General features: G+C 49.5%; 16 protein-coding genes. 12 read left to right on the top strand and 4 right to left on the bottom strand.

The features are described 5' to 3' along the window. Positions 1 to 39 precede the first annotated feature (39 nt). The 6 genes from rluB to HQ393_RS02100 all read left to right on the top strand — a co-directional run bounded on the left by rluB (position 40) and on the right by HQ393_RS02100 (position 7,692). Entirely contained in the window at positions 40 to 1,248 is a 1,209-nt protein-coding gene (gene rluB, locus HQ393_RS02125; RefSeq protein ID WP_179357225.1) for a 23S rRNA pseudouridine(2605) synthase RluB, read from the top strand. A gap of 8 nt (positions 1,249 to 1,256) precedes the next feature. Next, positions 1,257 to 1,814: a transcription elongation factor GreB gene (gene greB / locus HQ393_RS02120; protein ID WP_179357224.1), complete on the top strand. Its 558-nt coding sequence runs from the start codon at positions 1,257 to 1,259 to the stop codon at positions 1,812 to 1,814. An 81-nt stretch (positions 1,815 to 1,895) separates the two neighbouring features. Then, on the top strand, positions 1,896 to 3,971 hold the full coding sequence (locus tag HQ393_RS02115) for a sensor histidine kinase (protein WP_179357223.1): 2,076 nt from the start codon (positions 1,896 to 1,898) through the stop codon (positions 3,969 to 3,971). 100 nt (positions 3,972 to 4,071) lie between these two features. Further along, positions 4,072 to 4,893 (top strand): thymidylate synthase, encoded by an 822-nt coding sequence (locus HQ393_RS02110; protein ID WP_179357222.1) that lies wholly within the window; start codon positions 4,072 to 4,074, stop codon positions 4,891 to 4,893. Between the two features lie 106 nt (positions 4,894 to 4,999). Next, a complete protein-coding gene (locus HQ393_RS02105) occupies positions 5,000 to 6,619 on the top strand; it encodes a GGDEF domain-containing protein (protein WP_179357221.1) in 1,620 nt (539 codons plus the stop codon). After that, the gene (locus HQ393_RS02100) at positions 6,616 to 7,692 is read left to right on the top strand and encodes a tetratricopeptide repeat protein (protein ID WP_179357220.1); all 1,077 of its coding nucleotides are present in this window, start codon (positions 6,616 to 6,618) and stop codon (positions 7,690 to 7,692) included. Before HQ393_RS02105 ends, HQ393_RS02100 begins: the two co-directional genes overlap by 4 nt. Positions 7,693 to 7,736: 44 nt before the next feature. Here HQ393_RS02100 and HQ393_RS02095 read toward each other — a convergent pair whose 3' ends face one another. Next, entirely contained in the window at positions 7,737 to 8,699 is a 963-nt protein-coding gene (locus HQ393_RS02095; protein ID WP_179357219.1) for an ankyrin repeat domain-containing protein, read from the bottom strand. Positions 8,700 to 8,810: 111 nt separating this feature from the next. Then, positions 8,811 to 9,032, bottom strand: a complete 222-nt coding sequence (locus tag HQ393_RS02090) for a DUF1289 domain-containing protein (RefSeq protein WP_179357218.1) — start codon at positions 9,030 to 9,032, stop codon at positions 8,811 to 8,813. A 138-nt stretch (positions 9,033 to 9,170) separates the two neighbouring features. Here HQ393_RS02090 and HQ393_RS02085 point away from each other — a divergent pair, with 138 nt between their 5' ends. Together HQ393_RS02085 and HQ393_RS02080 are read left to right on the top strand one after the other, a co-directional pair. After that, the gene (locus HQ393_RS02085; protein ID WP_179357217.1) at positions 9,171 to 9,992 is read left to right on the top strand and encodes a UDP-2,3-diacylglucosamine diphosphatase; all 822 of its coding nucleotides are present in this window, start codon (positions 9,171 to 9,173) and stop codon (positions 9,990 to 9,992) included. After that, entirely contained in the window at positions 9,989 to 11,047 is a 1,059-nt protein-coding gene (locus tag HQ393_RS02080; protein WP_179357216.1) for a glycosyltransferase family 4 protein, read from the top strand. The genes HQ393_RS02085 and HQ393_RS02080 overlap by 4 nt, the downstream gene beginning before the upstream one ends. 59 nt (positions 11,048 to 11,106) lie before the next feature. Here the strand turns inward: HQ393_RS02080 and HQ393_RS02075 are convergent, their stop codons facing one another. After that, positions 11,107 to 13,455 (bottom strand): extracellular solute-binding protein, encoded by a 2,349-nt coding sequence (locus HQ393_RS02075; protein WP_179357215.1) that lies wholly within the window; start codon positions 13,453 to 13,455, stop codon positions 11,107 to 11,109. 220 nt (positions 13,456 to 13,675) lie between these two features. On the opposite strand from HQ393_RS02075, the gene HQ393_RS02070 reads away from it, so the two are divergent. Both HQ393_RS02070 and HQ393_RS02065 read left to right on the top strand, forming a co-directional pair. Next, positions 13,676 to 14,482 carry a M90 family metallopeptidase gene (locus HQ393_RS02070; protein ID WP_246307929.1) on the top strand — a complete coding sequence of 269 codons (807 nt, stop codon included), beginning with the start codon at positions 13,676 to 13,678 and terminating at the stop codon, positions 14,480 to 14,482. A 1-nt stretch (position 14,483) separates the two neighbouring features. Further along, entirely contained in the window at positions 14,484 to 15,260 is a 777-nt protein-coding gene (locus HQ393_RS02065) for a class I SAM-dependent methyltransferase (protein ID WP_179357214.1), read from the top strand. Here the strand turns inward: HQ393_RS02065 and HQ393_RS02060 are convergent. Next, positions 15,257 to 15,820 carry a DUF2799 domain-containing protein gene (locus HQ393_RS02060; RefSeq protein ID WP_179357213.1) on the bottom strand — a complete coding sequence of 188 codons (564 nt, stop codon included), beginning with the start codon at positions 15,818 to 15,820 and terminating at the stop codon, positions 15,257 to 15,259. The two genes, HQ393_RS02065 and HQ393_RS02060, sit on opposite strands and share 4 nt — an antisense overlap. 193 nt (positions 15,821 to 16,013) lie before the next feature. On the opposite strand from HQ393_RS02060, the gene HQ393_RS02055 reads away from it, so the two are divergent. Together HQ393_RS02055 and HQ393_RS02050 are read left to right on the top strand one after the other, a co-directional pair. After that, complete coding sequence (locus tag HQ393_RS02055) at positions 16,014 to 16,571, top strand: isochorismatase family protein (RefSeq protein WP_179357212.1); 558 nt, start codon at positions 16,014 to 16,016, stop codon at positions 16,569 to 16,571. Then, positions 16,561 to 17,187 carry a DJ-1/PfpI family protein gene (locus HQ393_RS02050; RefSeq protein WP_179357211.1) on the top strand — a complete coding sequence of 209 codons (627 nt, stop codon included), beginning with the start codon at positions 16,561 to 16,563 and terminating at the stop codon, positions 17,185 to 17,187. Before HQ393_RS02055 ends, HQ393_RS02050 begins: the two co-directional genes overlap by 11 nt. The last annotated feature ends 9 nt before the right edge of the window (positions 17,188 to 17,196 follow it).

The following is a 17,196-nucleotide window of genomic DNA, read 5'->3' as shown; positions in this document are numbered from 1 at the left end:
GCGGTATAATCACACCTTATTCAATAGGCAAAACTTTCCATGAAAACCACTAAAGCTCGACGTCCGCACCCGGCCATTCGTGAAGCCAATGCGAGCGATCAACAGCGCGCAGCACAAAAAACAGGTCTACGTGGTCAGTCTGCGTCTAAAGAAACCCGCTTTTCAAATGTGAAAAAGAAAACCACCTCTGGCCCTGATATGGGTCGTTCATTGACACCAAGCACCAGCAAAAAGCGCAATTCGCCGACCAGTGGCATGAGCCGTATGGTGGCACAAGCGATCGCCAAAACGGCTGTGGCACGTGAAGTGCAAGGCGTAAAACCCGCGACTGAAGTGGGTACAGCCAGTGAAACTCAAACCACGATACGCGATAGCAAATTCCGCCCCAGCGTCAAACGCGCCAAGAAAATGCCACAGCGTCACGGCTCGCAGCATGAGATTTCGATTCAGAAGCAATTGCGTGAAAAACGCCTGAACGTAGAGCAAATCGGTGAAGAACGCCTGCAAAAAGTATTAGCGTTTTCGGGCATTGGTTCACGCCGTGAAATGGAAGAAGTCATTGAAGCTGGCCGCGTCACCATCGGTGGTAAAGTCGCTGATCTGGGCGCAAAAGTTAGCCCTGGTGATGACGTACGGATTGATGGCAAGCGCATCGCGCTCAAATGGCAAGATCGCTTACCTCGCGTAATTATGTATCACAAGCAGGAAGGCGAATTGGTTAGCCGTGATGACCCAGAAGGCCGTGTGACGGTATTTGATCGGCTCAAACGCATCTCTTCCAGCAAATGGGTCGCCATTGGTCGTTTGGACTTTAATACCTCAGGTCTGCTGCTTTTCACAACCTCGGGTGAGCTCGCCAATCGGATGATGCACCCAAGCTTCGAAGTTGAACGTGAATATGCAGTCCGTACCCACGGCAAACTCACGCCAGAGCAAATGAAAGAAATGGTAGACGGCATTGAGCTCGATGATGGCCCGGCCAACTTCACCCGCATTGAAGATCGTGGTGGCGAAGGCCAAAACCATTGGTATCACGTTATTCTGAAAGAAGGTCGTAACCGCGAAGTTCGCCGGATGTTCGAACACTATAACTTGATGGTAAGTCGCTTAATGCGGATTCGCTTTGGCAATTTCCGCCTTCCTGGTCGCCTCAAACGCGGGCAATTTTACGAATTAACCGAAACTGAAGTACTCGCAGTGATGAAATGGGCTGATTTGACCATGATGGGTCAGGTTAAACCACGCTGAGCACAATCATGAGTAAGGCATTTACCAAGGAAGTCGAGCTCGATGAAGATGAGCTACCTGCAGAACTCAAAGTTCCTGTAGGTAGCAAAAACTACATGACTCCACAGGGCTGGCAACAAATGAAAACCGAGTTATATGACTTGGTTCATAAAGAACGCCCCCATGTGACTCAAGTGGTCAATTGGGCGGCAAGCAATGGCGATCGGTCAGAAAACGCCGACTATCACTATGGCAAACGTCGGCTGCGAGAAATTGATCGCCGAATTCGCTTCATTAGCAAACGACTTGAAAATGCCGAAGTAATCGACCCAGAAACTCGGGAAGCCACCGACCAAGTATTCTTCAGTGCCACAGTAACGTATTTGCGAGAAGATGGACGCGAAGAAACGGTGAGCATTGTTGGTGTCGATGAAACCAATCTACAACTCAACCACATCAGCTGGACTTCTCCCGTTGCACGAGCCCTGATCAAAGGTCGTGAAGGGGATGTTGTCTATTTACGCACCCCCGCAGGCGCAGAAGAGCTTGAAATCATTCGCGTGGTCTATACAAAAATAGAAAGTTAAGTGTTTGCTTTTCAACGACATCTGCGTAATTTAATGTAATCGTCTTTGCCAGCCCGCATATGCTGCTGTTATTGTATTGGCATGGATACACATAACCACGCTACCAGCAGCTTATTTCGCCGAGTCTTACGCAGCATGGCGCTGCGCATCGCATTAGCTGCCTGCCTTATTTCTGCCCTGAGTTACTACTACAGCTACGTTCGCCTCCAAGAAGAAGCATTAGCCAACTTATCCAAATATATTGACACTCGCAGCCAACTTGAAAGCGAGCTATTTATTAATGCGGAATCAAATACAAAATTGATTCGCGACGAATTTGTTCGCCGCTATGCCCTCATACAAAATCTAGATGTGAGTAATCAATTTTACGGTCTGCTTCGTCAAGATAAAGATGGGATGTGGCGCGTCAAAACTGAGCTTGATGATTTTGAACATCAAGCGACTGTCGCAGCATTGCCCACAGCTAAGCAAACTCCCGAATTTATGCGCCAAGTTGTACTTGGGCACCAAATCCTCAGCCAGTATGGCCCCGCCTATCGCAGCCGTAATTACGACACGTTCATTGACTTAAACGTCTCTGATGCCAACTTGATGTATCTACCACGGCTCAACTATGCCAGAAACGGCTCATTAGCGGATTTTGCCGAAGATATTGAAGCCGAGTTGGTTGCCTTGCCAGAGCGAAATCCATCTCGCCAGTCTATTTGGACCGGGATTTATTACGACAAACAGGCCCTCGAATGGATGGTATCAGTCATTACGCCGATCGATTATTTAGGTAAATTCATTGGTAGCGTCGGCCAAGATGTACTGTTAGATCAATTGATTGTCAGAACCAATACAGTCAATATCGCCGGCACCTACAATATGATTTTTACCCGTGACGGCTATTTGATCGCTCACCCCGAGTTCATGGGAAAAATTCATGAAACGCAAGGCCGCCTTGATATGCGCAAAGGCGCTCCCGCACTTCAGGCGATATATAGCGCGGTCAGCCATGCTTCACCACGCGATCGCTTTATCGAAAGTAAAGATGGTCGTGCATGGCTAGGTATTGCCCCAATCAAAGGCGCAGATTGGCTATTTGTTACGGTCTACCCCAAGCGGCTATTAGAAGAAAAAGCAGCTTGGGCGGCAAGCATGGTGCTGATCCTTGGGATTTTTGCACTTGCCGTCGAGCTCGGCCTTTTGGCCATGGTGCTGCGCAATGATGTTGCGCGTCCGTTGGAGCGATTAAAAAATGCGATTCGCAGTCTAGCTGCGGGCAAATCGACAGATCAACTCGATCTGCACCGCAGCGATGAAATCGGCGAGCTAGCTCGCACCTTTAACGACATGTCACATACAGTGCAATCACATCGCATGCATTTAGAAGAACTAGTGACCGATCGCACACAAGAACTTGCAACGCGCAATCTGCAACTTGAAGCCGCGAATGAAGCGCTCAAATATCTGAATCAAGAAAAAAATGAGCTGCTCGCTATCGCAGCACATGATCTGAAAAACCCAGTGGCTAGCATTCAAGGTATGGCCGGGTTACTGAATGAAAGACTAGATACGTGGCCAACAGAAAAAATCAAAGACCGGCTGGATGGCATTCATCTGCTTGCAGGTCGGATGCAGCGAATTATTAGTAATTTACTCGATCACGATGCCCTCGAGGCGGGCTCAGTCCAAATGCAGTTTGAGGTAGTCGATCTCGATGAAATTATTAGCGATACCTTGATTACATGGCGCGAACGACTCAAGAGCAAGCAGCAAACAGCCAACTACACACCGACTGGTCTCAAGGTCAGAACGGATCGACAAGCACTTTGGCAAATCTTGGATAATTTGATCTCAAATGCAGTTAAATACTCACCCAATGATCAAAGTATCGATATTAGTGCCAATCAATCTGAAGAAGGGGTCAACATTACGGTGGCCGATCATGGCCCCGGTATAGCACCTCACGAAATCGGCATGTTATTCAAAAAATTTAGCCGCCTCTCCGCCCGCCCAACAGGGGGAGAACACACCACGGGCTTGGGATTATCCATCGTCAAGAAATTGGTAGAAGGCATGTATGGCCATGTGCGCTGCGAAAGCCAATTTGGTCAGGGTGCTAAATTCATCGTCACACTCCCTGCCTCATCAACGGATTTAAGCATCGATTAATCACACTCATTGTTGATTCAATTCGGTTAAAATCTGAGTCTAGCGGCAAAGGATAACACCTTGCCGCGCCCCTCTATTTCAACGTCATTAAGGTCAATATATGCGCCAATATCTGGATTTGCTGCAACACGTCATGGATAAGGGCGTAGCTAAAGAAGATCGCACAGGCACCGGTACGGTATCGGTCTTTGGTCACCAAATGCGTTTTAATCTTGCCGAAGGTTTCCCCTTAGTCACCACTAAAAAAACACATTTAAAATCAATTATTAATGAGCTTTTGTGGTTTTTACGTGGCGATACCAATGTGCGCTGGCTACAAGAACATGGAGTTAGCATTTGGGATGAATGGGCGAGTGAAGACGGGGAATTAGGCCCTGTTTATGGCTATCAATGGCGTAGTTGGCCAACTGCGGATGGTCGACACATCGATCAAATCAGCGAAGTCATCAAACAATTAAAAACAAATCCTGACTCGCGGCGGATTATTGTTTCCGCATGGAATGTTGGTGAAATTGAAAATATGGCACTGCCACCCTGCCATGCATTTTTCCAGTTTTACGTTGCACCTGCCCAAGCCGGTGAGGCCGACCAGCGCGGAAAATTGTCTTGTCAGCTTTATCAACGCAGCGCCGACCTTTTCCTCGGCGTGCCGTTCAATATTGCGTCCTATGCCACACTGGTGATGATGCTGGCACAAGTATGCGATTTACAAGTGGGTGACTTTATCTGGACCGGTGGCGACTGCCATATTTATCGTAATCACTTTGACCAAGTGAAAGAACAACTCTCGCGCGAAACACGCAGCCTGCCCACTTTAAAACTGAATCCTGCAAAAACCGATCTGTTTTCCTTCGAATATGAAGACTTCACCTTAGAAGGATATGATCCACATCCGGCAATTAAAGCACCAGTAGCGGTCTAATTTGCCACCAAGCTTCATATCTATTGACCAAAGGCGACTCTAAGCTAAGCAACTCTTTTGCATTCAAACGACTCGCACTATAGTAAATGATAGCTTAGGAGTGGATATGCAGGCGCTCACCCCCCATGACATCGATGAACAAATCAAAGCTGCTCTGCTTTGGTTTGTTCCCGACTGCGCCAAAACCGCAGAAATGGCAGCGTTAATTGCGCCACTAGCCCAGCGTATCCAGTATCGGGAAGGTGAAGCCGAAGCGCTATTTTGGCGGGCACGTAGTTTATGGGCGCTGGGGCAACTTGATGAAGGTCGTAAAACGCTGCGCCGCGTCGAGCAAATTGCCCAACAAGAAGGTTTACTGCCATTACTGGGGCGCTGCCACGACTTAGCAGGTGATTTACATTTCTCGCAAAATCACTACTTGCTAGCCCTAAAGTCTTGGATTAAGTGCCTAACTCAAGCAACCGCATTACATGAGATTTCGCTCTATACACAGGCCTATATCGGCATCGGCAATGTGTTCTTTGCTCAAAACTATTTTAATGATGCGCTCCGCTTTCACGAGGATGCACTCGAATTCGCGCTCATTTTGCAAGATAACACGGCCATTAGTCGCTGCTATCTCAATATCATTGCAGACCTCGTCCAGCTTCAACAATTTGAAACCGTCATCCACGTTTCGCAAGCGGCTCAGTCTTATGTCTTAGACAGCCAACAAAAACCATGGCTTGCCGATTTACTCAGCTATCGTGGTCAAGCGTATTTTGAATTGAATGAATATGAGCTGGCCAATCGCACTTTGCTCGAAGCCTTCCAAATCAATACCGAAGTGCAATATCGCTGGAGTCAGGCGCTGAATCTACTTGCGCTAGGCCGCCTCGCCCTGGCTCGGCAAGCGCACCATGATGCAGAGCATTACCTACAACAAGCGCTCAGCACCATTTTGAGTTTTCAATCCCCCAATTTATTACAACAAGCTCATCTTCTACTCGCACAATTAGCCACAGCCCAGTCCAAACCGCAAGATGCACTTTATCATTACCGTGAGCACCATATCATCGTGATCGAACAAGCTAAGCAGCAGGCATCCGATCGGCTGATCATGAATGCCGAAAGGCGGATGAAGGCTGTTGAAGTCAAGCTGGAGCTACTTCGCACGCGGCATGAAAATGCCGAGCTGCGGCAAACTAGAGCTTCAGATTTAGCACTACTCGAAACACTGAGCCAACAAGCTCAACGCGATGCATTAACTGGTGTGCTCAATCGCCGCGCATTGAATTTACACCTCAATAATGAAGTATCAGCGGCTCACGCCAATAACACCCCATTGGCCATTTTGATGATAGACCTTGATCATTTTAAGAAAATCAATGATCAATATAGCCATCAAATGGGGGATAAAGTTTTACAAAAAGCAGCGGCCATCATGCAAGATTCGGTGCGCAATAATGACATTGTGGCCCGCTATGGCGGAGAAGAATTTACCGTGCTTTTACCGCAATCAGGGCTCAAGAGCGCAATGGCAGTGGCATCTCGTATCAGATCCCGTATTGAAGCCGAAAATTGGGCACTACTCAATCCTCAACTCAAATGCACATGCAGTATCGGCCTAGCATTATTAGAGCTGAGCGATACCGGCGACTCAATGGTCGGCACTGCTGATAAGGCTTTATATCTTGCGAAGAAAAATGGCCGAAATCGCATTGAGATTGGGAGCAATGCACAATGAGCCCAGAACTGATTGACCAGCAAAATATGGCGCTGCATCTCGCCCAGTTGGACGAACAGCCCTATACACTCGGCCAATTACAAGAAAGCTACCAAGCCGCAAAAGCTATTAATTATCACCGCGGCATGGTGATTGCATTACGAAACATCGCTTACTTTTACACCGTTCAACCCAATCCAGAACAAGCATTGCAGCATCTACGCAAGGCTTTGAATTTGGCCAAAAAAATGCACCTCGTGGAACTACTAGGTGGCCTCAATCATGAAATTGCCAATACTTATTTAAGCTTAGGCAACTATGCCAGAGCTCAAGATTTTTGGATTAACTGCCTAGAGTTTGCTGCCGAGTTAAAAGATGCGCCCTTGTTTGTAAAGGCCTACGTCGGCATTGGTGGCATTTTTTTAGCGCACCAAAATTATGCCCTTGCGCTGCAATACCAAGATAAAGCGCTGTTTTATGCGACAGAAATCAAAGATGCACGGTTGACCATCGAGCTGCATATGAATCGCGCCTCTACGCTGTATCGACTCAAATATTTTGATGCTGCTTTAGCGGTGTTACAGCATATTCATCAAGCGGCCGAAGACTCCAGCAATATCACCTGGAAATCCGAAATTCACACTTACCTAGGAATGGTACACCTTGAAATGGGGCGAATGCCTGAAGCCACGACCGAATTAAACCTCGGTTTACAGTTCGCTCAGCAAGGCGGTGGTTTGTGGTGCAGCGCGCTCAATGCGCTCAGTTTAGGTCGCTTATACTTGTATCTGCAAAAAAACGACGAGGCAAAACAATGGCTGTTGATTGCACTGGATAAAGCTCGGCAATTTAATGCCACCAGCCTTATACAAGACGCACATCAATTATTAGAAAGCCTGTATGAAACCGAGGGCAACTTTGCCCTCGCCTTAGAGCATCATTTGCAATACAACCAAACTACTTTGAATGCATTGCAAAACGATATGGGTCATAAACGCGCACAAAAAGTAGACCCCGAGTTGAAAACACTGACCGACCTACTGCAATTAGAAAGCTGCCGGCTTCGCTATCAACGCAGCAGACCCACCACATAAATAGCTTGCTTCAAAGGCCGGCTTCGCTGGCAAGCAAGTGGTTCTCAATTCCAATCAATCCAAGCTTGCGACACAATTTCACGGCCAGCCAAAACCTGCAGTTTACGTTTGGGTATCGCGTGTTCGAGCAACTCAGCCATTCTCATTTTATGACTAGGGACCAAGGCAATCGCGGTTTGCCCGGCTTTGGTCTCCAACATCGGATTAGCCCCCGCCCTTAGTAAACGTACAACGACCTCATCATGCCCGCTGGCGACCGCTTTATGCAGCGCAGTCCAACCATCATGTTTAGCATGGTTGATACTAACCCCAGCGTCGAGCAGAGCATCAACCACCTCCAGATGCCCGCGAGCGGCCGCTAAGTGCAGCGCAGTAGCAAAGCGACGACTGATTGCATTGGCATCTGCACCATGCTCGAGCAATAAAGCAACAATTGAAACATAGCCTTGTAATGCCGCTAAATGCAGCGCCTGATAACCATCTTTATCAGCCCAGTGAATGTGGGCGCCCTGCTCAATCAATTTTTCAACACGATCCAGTCGACCCGCAAAACACGCTTGCAACAGTGGAGTCCATTCTTTCTCGTCATCGCGCACCGGCATAATTGTAGGCGCGGCGTCTACATACCCACCCAATGTATTTGATTTAGATGAATAACTATTATTGCGTTCACGAATATACCCATCGGAATAACCTTTTGGAAGCTCACTCACTTCGCGTTCATTTCCCCAAATGTCTTTTGTTGCCGCAATTTGAGGTAGTAAATCGGCATAAGCAGTTGATAAGCGCATAAGCTCACGCACCACGGTTGGCGTAAAGCGATGGCCCATCTCACCACTGGTTTGCGCCGCATCGCTCATGAGCAGCGCTAATAATTCATCGGACAAAGCGGCTTCGCCCCAGCGCAATGCGATCGACGTCGCCAAATCAGGGTCTAGCTCAATCAAGTTCGTCGGCGTTAATTCAGCACGATCAAGCGCATTCAGTTGTCGAGCCAGTAAGTGCATGACGCAATCCTAATCAATCTGCGAATGTCATTAGCTTACTGCCCGAGTGGGGCTAACTCACGTAAGAAATACCACATTGACATGGTAATTATTACGTTATGAATGAAATGCTTAGCCCTTTTTATCGCGGGCTAACCAAGGCGGTGCGACGCCTTTTTTGGCCCAAAATTGCTCAAGCCGTTGCCAAACGGCATCTTTTTGCTCTGGCGGCAAAGCGACCCACATCGCCACTTCCTGCATGGTGCGCCCACAACCGCGACACACATCATCTCCCACGGCAGTAGAGCAAACAGCCACACACGGAGAGTCGGGTCGATTCTGTTTTTCAGACATTAGGGTTTTCCATTATTCAAGCGACAAGCCGGTCAATTTGATTGATTAAATGCTCGTCATATTTCATTCATTTTTCGGTAGCAATACCGTCATGTAGCAGCGGCAAGATGGTTTTACACCCTGATTGGAGTGCAGTTCATGGCAAATGAATTACGGTTCCGTAGCATCTGGATTTCAGACGTTCACCTAGGTACTTCTGGCTGCCAAGCCGAGTATTTGCTGGACTTTCTCAAGCACACCGAATGCGACCACCTCTATCTGGTTGGCGACATTATCGATGGCTGGGCTCTAAAAAGAAACTGGTATTGGGAGCAAAGCCATAACGACGTCATTCAGAAAGTGTTGCGTAAAGCACGCAAAGGCACACAAGTAACCTTCATCCCAGGCAATCATGATGAAGCCGCTCGTCAGTTCATCGGACTGATGTTTGGTGAGATCAAAATTGAAGATGAAGTGATTCATACCGCCGCCAATGGCAAACGCTATTTAGTGCTGCATGGCGATCAATTTGACGCGGTTGTGCAATGCGCGAAATGGTTAGCCATCGTTGGCGATCGCGCCTATGGCCTCACCCTCAAACTCAATCACTGGTTTAACCGAGCCCGCGCACGTTTGGGTTTGGGCTACTGGTCTCTCTCGCAATACCTGAAACACAAAGTCAAAAAGGCCGTGAATTTTGTCACGGATTTTGAAGAAGCGGTGGCTGCCGAAGCCAAAAATCGCGGGCTTGATGGCGTGATTTGCGGCCACATTCACAAAGCAGAAATGCGCGAAATCAATGGCGTGATGTACTGCAATGACGGCGATTGGGTCGAAAGCCTGACCGCCCTTGTTGAGCTTGCCAACGGCGAACTCAGAATAATTACGTGGCAAAAGCTCTATGGGGAGCAAGCCGAACAATTAGCGGCACTACTCCCTAGCCCAATTTTTTCTCCAATCTATCAAGGAAATGCGGCATGAAGATTTTGATCGTTACAGATGCATGGGAACCACAAGTGAATGGCGTCGTTCGTACTCTCAAACAGACCCGAGCCGAGCTGCAGAAAATGGGCCACACTGTCGATCTACTGACGCCGCTGGAATTCAAAACGATTCCTTGTCCAACTTACCCAGACATTCGCCTCTCGATGTTCCCGGGGAGCAAAGTCAATCAACGCATTCGTGAATTTGCCCCCGATGCCATTCATATCGCCACCGAAGGGCCGCTGGGTTTGGCGGCACGCAAATACTGTTTGAAAAACAAGCTACCCTACACCACTGCTTACCACTCTCGCTTTCCAGAATACGTTCAATTACGTTTTGGCATTCCTTTGTCTTGGACTTATGCCTGGCTCGCACGCTTTCATAACTCCGCCGAAGCCGTAATGGCTCCCACTCGCGTGGTGGTCGAAGACCTACAAGCGCGCGGCATCAAAAATGTTGTGCTCTGGTCACGCGGAGTCGATCTGGAGATCTTTAAGCCAGGCCGTCGCGACAAACTTGCCTCTCGTTCGCCTATTTTCGTGTATGTCGGCCGTGTTGCAGTGGAAAAAAATGTTCAAGCCTTTCTGGATCTGGACTTACCCGGCAGCAAATGGATCGTCGGCGATGGCCCTGCGGCAGCGGGTTTGAAAGCTCAGTTTGGCAATCACCCAAATGTGCACTGGTTAGGGGTACTCAATCAAGCGGAATTGGCCGAGGTGTATAGCAGTGCCGATGTGTTTGTGTTCCCTAGCAAAACGGACACTTTTGGCCTGGTATTGCTCGAAGCAATGGCTTGCGGTTGCCCTGTAGCCGCATACCCCGTGACTGGCCCAATTGATGTTATCGGCAACGATGGTCCGGGTTCACTGCATGAAGATCTGCACCAAGCGTGCATGGGCGCCTTGCAACTGGATCGCGCTGAAGTTCGTCGCTTTGCTGAGCGTTATTCTTGGGCCGCAGCAAGTCGCCAATTTGCTTCGCACTTGCACCCGTTCACGCCACATGCACAGCAAGAATTACGCCTGGCCGAGCAAGGTGCTGGTGGCGAATAATTCATGCTGATCAAATAAAAAAGGCTGCCTAGGCAGCCTTTTTTATTAGCAAAACCATCTTAATGACTAGCTCGCGCTGCATCAGCAAAACGACGTGCAGCATCTTGTGGCGTCATATTGGCATTGCGCCAGAAGGCTTCGACAATATCAAACCACGCCATCCGCACATCATCTTGAACCGCCATATTATGCGCCCAAGAAGGCACCAGTACGCCCTTGCTGGCAGCACCCGAAAAGTCACGTGCAGATTGTTTTGCATACTCATCGTAACGGCTCAGATTCACGTCGGTACGGGCTGGAATATTCCCTTTATACAAGTTAAATACTTCCTGTCCTTCTTGGCTCATGAGCAGACTCACAAAATCATTTTGAGCCTTGATCGCTTTCTCATCCGACAATTTGAACATGGTCAAGGTATCGGCAGCAAAACTGTATTCGCCATTCAGGGTTGGTGATGGGATGCACAAATAATCGCTGCCCTGTACTTTCCCTGCTTGCACAAATTCACCTTTTGACCAGTCGCCCATAATTTGCAATGCAGCGCGGCCATTGACCACATCAGCAGTCGCCAGATTCCAGTCGCGGCTATTATTATCAGGCGTGCAATACGGCTTCATCCGGCGTAGCGTTTCCAGTGCCCGAATCATTGCGGGGCCTGTTAAAGCGCTTTGGTCGAGTTTGCTAAACGCATTCACATAAAAATCGGCACCGCCTTGCCCCAAGGCCAAGGCTTCAAAAATCGTAGCAATTTGCCAGTGTTGTTCGCCAATGGCGATCATAGGAATGCCCGCTTGCTTAAATCGCTCTGCAACGGTGAAGAATTCATCCCATGTTTTAGGTACATTCTGGCCTGTGCGCTTAAATAGCGCAGCGTTAATCCACATCATATTCACGCGCGCCACACCCAGCGGAACAGCCACATATTTGCCGCTGGCTTGCATCATTTTGTCGAGCACCGCAGGCAAAATGCTAGACCAGTTTTCACGGTGTGCAATATCGGTTAAATCGGCCAAAACGCCATCACGCGCCCAGTTTTGGATTTTGACCCCGCCAATGGCAGCGGCAGTCGGAGGATGACCCGCCATGACACGCTGTTTGAGCGAGCCCATCGGATTATCGCCGCCGATTTGTGCATCCACCCAATGGTGATCACGCTGATTGAGCAAGGCTTTGATTTCAGAAACGGCCTTGGCCTCGCTGGCCGCCTGCCACCAGTGCAGAACTTCAATATCCGCCAGTTTGTAGCTACCGACGATCTGCAATAGGCGTTTGGCTCTATCATCAAGTGACACAATGGTTTTGCTCGCCTGCTGCAAGGCTGAGTCCGTCGCCATGGTCATCACATTGATTTGCTCGGCGGAGGTCGCCATCGACATCGCAGCCGAAGATTGCTCGGTGGTGGAGTCGGCAATTTGACGCACCAAGCTCACCACATGATCCATGCGTTCGCGAATGTCGAGCATATGCGTGCGTGCATCATCGGCCAAAGTCACACTCTGCGTCACGCGCTCGGAGGTGGTCGACATATTGCTGACTGCGCGATCCGTATCTTTACCGACCGATTCGATTTTGCGCGCGATTTCAACCGTTGCCTGTGCCGTACGCTCAGCCAGTTTGCGCACTTCATCTGCCACAACAGCAAAACCACGCCCTTGCTCACCCGCACGGGCCGCTTCAATCGCCGCATTGAGTGCCAATAGATTGGTTTGATCGGCAATGTCTTTAATCACGCCAATAATGCCGCTGATTTCGACTGAACGCTCACCCAAACCATCCATGGTTTTGCCCAAAGAAACCATGGCATTCGAAACTTGACCCACCTCTTCGGAAACGCGCTGAACCGCATCGGCACTGTCGCCAGAAATGCGTTGGGTTTCGCTCGCGACATGATCCATATCGCGCGCGCTATCGGCAATATGATTAATACTGACGGTGATTTCTTCAACGGTTGCGGCGGATGAGGCGGCAAAATCGGATTGGCTGCGCGTATCTTTGGCCATTTGAGCCGTCACCGAGCTCAGCTCATGCAGGCTAATCGCCAAGCCTTCCATTTCGCGCTGCACATCACGCAGTACGTTTTGAAACTTGCTTACAAAAAGGTTATAGGCCTGAGAAATCTCCCCCACTTCACCGCCAGAAACAGGTAAGCGCAAGGTTAAATCACCATGTTCGCCCGCCTGTTGGCGAATTGCATCACGGACAAATTGCAATTGGCCAAATGAAGTTTTCATCGCCCAAAACAAGCTCGCAATCAACGCCCCCAAACCCAACACGCCCAATGAAAGAACGGTCAGCAATAGATCACCGCCCGCACTATCAGCGCGCCCCCCCACGATGAAAAGTAGAATAATCATACTTACGGAATAAATCGCACCCGCGATAAGTAGAATACGAGCTTGAATCGACATAGGGTGTCACCTAGTAAAAGTAAGGTCGGAATATTGATCAAACGCATGACAGCAGTACTTATTAGCATAAACTAATTATGCTATTGATTCTTACACGTTACGTATTTGTGACAGATTGTGTGCAAGAATTCAGACGCGTCGCTTTATTATCGACCAAAACGATTGAAAATAAAGTCTTGCGTGCCCATGTCTATAGAACGATCACCTCATAGAGCCGCACATGATTCGTTTTATTCAAGAGATGTATCGCAACTGGTGGCTCAATCGTCACCCGATCAGCGATGAATTGTGGCTACCGCTCACCACGATGCCTATCCTGCAAGGCTTGAGTGCCGATGAACTCAAACGGCTCAAGCAAATTGCGGCTTGGTTTTTGCATACCAAAGCCATCTCGCCCACCAAAGGCATAGAATTTAGCGACCCAATGCGTGTGGTGCTCGCCGTACAGGCCGCGCTCCCCATTTTGAATCTGGGATTTGACGCCTACGACGATTGGAAAGAAATCATTATTTACCCCAGCCAATTTGTCAGCAAAACGCGCCAGCGCGACCACCATGGGCTGATTCATGAAGGCGAGCAAGTATTAGCTGGGCAAGCTCGCAGTGACGGGCCTGTTTTGTTTTCGTGGCACGATGTCATGGAAGCGCCCTGGCAAGATGGCTGGAATGTGGTCATTCATGAATTGGCGCATAAACTCGATATGCGCAATGGCTACCCCAATGGCGATCCGCCGCTGCATTACGGCATGAAACCCAGCGACTGGAAAGCCGCCTTCAGCCATGCCTTTATCGATCTGCAACATCGCGCTCGGACTGGCGAATACAGCCCGATCGATTTGTATGCCGCCACCAATCCGGCCGAATGTTTTGCCGTATGCAGCGAAGTTTTTTTTGAAGACCCCCACAAGCTCAACGATACCTACCCTGCCGTCTACGAGCAGCTCAAACTCTTTTATCGCCAAGACCCCATTTCACGTCTACCTCGTGTAGGCTACGGCTCTTATTTGGAAGAAACACTCGTACATTAATATGATCGGTCTGCTTGTTACCCATACCCCCCCAGAGCTTTGCGCCCAAGCCCAATCCATTGGCTTATCACTGTGGGATACCCCGCCTAGCGATGCCACGCATTATTTGCATTGGGAAGACGAGCATTTAGCTTTGCGGGCTGTAAACGAAAATGCGCCGGTGTTTGTGGATTTTGTCACTGGCGCCGCAGCGCATCGGCGGCAATTTGGCGGCGGCCGAGGCCAGCCCGTCGCCAAAGCGGTGGGTATTAAAAGCGGCTATCTACCCCGCATCCTCGATGCCACAGCGGGATTGGGCCGCGATGGATTTGTCTTGGCTACACTAGGGTGCGAAGTCACCTTAATCGAACGTACCCCAGTGGCGTATCTGCTACTCAAGGATGGTCTACGCCGCGCACAGCAAGATACCTCCACTGCCGACATTGCCGCCCGCATGTGTTTGCATTTTGGCGATGGCCGAAGCTGGCTAGCTGAGCGCGCCCAAGGCTTGGGGCCGCTGGCGGAGCAGCAATTTGACGTGGTGTATCTCGACCCGATGTTCCCCGAGCCAGGTAAACGCGCCAAGTCGAAAAAAGACATGGCCGCATTTCAGACTTTGATTGGTGGCGATGAAGACGCCGACGCACTACTTGCCCCCGCACGGCAAATTGCGCTCAAACGCATTACAGTTAAACGCCCGCGTCATGCGCCACATTTGGCAGGCGTTAAGCCCGACTTTGCGCTTGAGGGTGAAAGCACGCGCTTTGATGGCTATTTACCGCTCAAACCCGCAGCTTAATCGCGCCAATTGGCTTGTTGAAACAGCAATTGATCCAGTTGTTGCTGTGAGTACATTTGCTGGCGCGATAATCGATCCAGATCGCGCAGCAATTTGCGACGCTCGTCCTCAGTGGCCGCTTTGGCGATTTTATCTTCCAGCTTTTTACGATCACTGCGGTAATTAATCAATTGATTTTGATACTGATCGATATCGCGCTCCAAGCGATAACGCGCATAGCCGCGCTCATAGCCCGACAAAAACCCCGCTTGCAAATCAGATGGGCAAACATTGCCATAGCTATTACCAGCTCGCCCCGCACGATAGCCACTATCTGGCGTGCAATACGCCCGCAAGCCTTGATTACGCCCACGCGTATATTCATTTAGATTTGGCGTTATGCCCAGCTTTTGACACGACTCGGCATAATCAGCAATGCGGTTTTGTGCCCCCCATTGACCATCGCGTAAGCCAGTACCATACCAATCGCCGACTCGGCATTCGGACTCATTCATCGCTGCGCATCCGAGCAGGCCAAAACTGGCCGCCGCGATGATCAAATATTGGATTGCTTTCATCATTTCACCCCATCTCCCGATATTGAGGCAATTATAGGCTGGCAAAAATGACTACTCGCTGAACAATAGAGTGATGCGGGGAACGTCGCACAATAAAAAATGACCATATTTGTCCCCTAAATTGTCATAAACTGGCATATACCTAATATTTTATCAGGACGATACTGACTGCAACACCCAACACAGGAAGCCTAAAATGTCCGCAGCTCTACTCCTGATCGATATCCAGCAATCATTTGAACATCGCCCATACTGGAGCGACGAAGGTCTCGCTCAATTTCAGCAACATGTTCTGGCCCTCGTAGCAGGTTGCCAAGCCGCAGGGGTGCCGGTGGTCAATATCCTGCATACCGATAACGACGATGTTTTTCGCAAAGACAGTGGTCTGGTCAAACCGATGACTTTTTTAAGCCACACGCCTGCCGCAACGTTTGAAAAACGGGTGCACAATGCCCTCACCGAATCGGGGCTACTGCCGAGGCTCAACGCGCAGCAGATTACACGACTGATCGTCTGTGGTATTCGCACCGAACAATGCTGTGAAACTACAACAAGGGTGGCATCTGATCTGGGCTTTGCGGTCGATTTTGTGACCGAGGCGACACTCACCTTTGCCATGCAGTACGCCAATGGCACGCGGTATAGCGCCGATGAGATCAAAGCGCGTACCGAGCTGGTATTGGCAGATCGCTTTGCGCGTATCTGCACCGTCAATGAAGTACTCACCTCTCTGGAGCTGGAATATGCAGCGTAAACGCATTGGTATCGTTATTTTTGATCAGGTCGAAGTACTCGATTTCTGCGGGCCATTTGAGGTTTTCTCGGTCACACGTCTTGATGAAAACAGCCGTGTGAGCGATGCATCGCCATTTGACGTAGTTCTTGTCGCACCGAGCCTGCAAACCGTCGTGTGCACTGGCGGAATGAGAGTTTTGCCGGACTATAGCTTTGATACCTGCCCAGACCTTGATTTACTCATCATCGCCGGCGGCATGGGTACACGGCGCGAAATGAATAATCCAGCGATGTTGGACTTTGTTGCACAGCACGCTGGCCAAGTCGACATCCTTGCCTCGGTCTGCACCGGCGCCTTGATCCTAGGCAAAACCGGCCTGCTCGATGGCCTGAGCGCGACCACGCATTGGCGCGCACTGCCTTTGCTGCAGGAAACATTTCCGGCCATCGAGGTAATCGATCACTTGCATGTCGTCGATCATGGCAAAATAATGACCTCCGCGGGCATCTCGGCAGGCATAGAAATGGCACTGTATATTGTTTTGCGCCTTTATGGCGAAGGCATAGCGCGCAATACTGCACGATATATGGAATATCCTTATCCCGAACACAATCAACGTCGTGTTCAGCTATAAATTTGCGAG

The sequence above is a fragment of the Chitinibacter bivalviorum genome, assembly GCF_013403565.1.
GTDB lineage: Bacteria > Pseudomonadota > Gammaproteobacteria > Burkholderiales > Chitinibacteraceae > Chitinibacter > Chitinibacter bivalviorum.
Note: the sequence above shows the minus strand (reverse complement) of the source record. Positions and strands in the feature narration are given on the sequence as shown.

Bases quoted from the DNA above. Each gene is read 5' to 3' on its own strand.
- rluB (WP_179357225.1), top strand. From the start codon at position 40: ATGAAAACCACTAAAGCTCGACGTCCGCACCCGGCCATTCGTGAAGCC.
- greB (WP_179357224.1), top strand. From the start codon at position 1,257: ATGAGTAAGGCATTTACCAAGGAAGTCGAGCTCGATGAAGATGAGCTA.
- HQ393_RS02115 (WP_179357223.1), top strand. From the start codon at position 1,896: ATGGATACACATAACCACGCTACCAGCAGCTTATTTCGCCGAGTCTTA.
- HQ393_RS02110 (WP_179357222.1), top strand. From the start codon at position 4,072: ATGCGCCAATATCTGGATTTGCTGCAACACGTCATGGATAAGGGCGTA.
- HQ393_RS02105 (WP_179357221.1), top strand. From the start codon at position 5,000: ATGCAGGCGCTCACCCCCCATGACATCGATGAACAAATCAAAGCTGCT.
- HQ393_RS02100 (WP_179357220.1), top strand. From the start codon at position 6,616: ATGAGCCCAGAACTGATTGACCAGCAAAATATGGCGCTGCATCTCGCC.
- HQ393_RS02095 (WP_179357219.1), bottom strand. From the start codon at position 8,699: ATGCACTTACTGGCTCGACAACTGAATGCGCTTGATCGTGCTGAATTA.
- HQ393_RS02090 (WP_179357218.1), bottom strand. From the start codon at position 9,032: ATGTCTGAAAAACAGAATCGACCCGACTCTCCGTGTGTGGCTGTTTGC.
- HQ393_RS02085 (WP_179357217.1), top strand. From the start codon at position 9,171: ATGGCAAATGAATTACGGTTCCGTAGCATCTGGATTTCAGACGTTCAC.
- HQ393_RS02080 (WP_179357216.1), top strand. From the start codon at position 9,989: ATGAAGATTTTGATCGTTACAGATGCATGGGAACCACAAGTGAATGGC.
- HQ393_RS02075 (WP_179357215.1), bottom strand. From the start codon at position 13,455: ATGTCGATTCAAGCTCGTATTCTACTTATCGCGGGTGCGATTTATTCC.
- HQ393_RS02070 (WP_246307929.1), top strand. From the start codon at position 13,676: ATGATTCGTTTTATTCAAGAGATGTATCGCAACTGGTGGCTCAATCGT.
- HQ393_RS02065 (WP_179357214.1), top strand. From the start codon at position 14,484: ATGATCGGTCTGCTTGTTACCCATACCCCCCCAGAGCTTTGCGCCCAA.
- HQ393_RS02060 (WP_179357213.1), bottom strand. From the start codon at position 15,820: ATGATGAAAGCAATCCAATATTTGATCATCGCGGCGGCCAGTTTTGGC.
- HQ393_RS02055 (WP_179357212.1), top strand. From the start codon at position 16,014: ATGTCCGCAGCTCTACTCCTGATCGATATCCAGCAATCATTTGAACAT.
- HQ393_RS02050 (WP_179357211.1), top strand. From the start codon at position 16,561: ATGCAGCGTAAACGCATTGGTATCGTTATTTTTGATCAGGTCGAAGTA.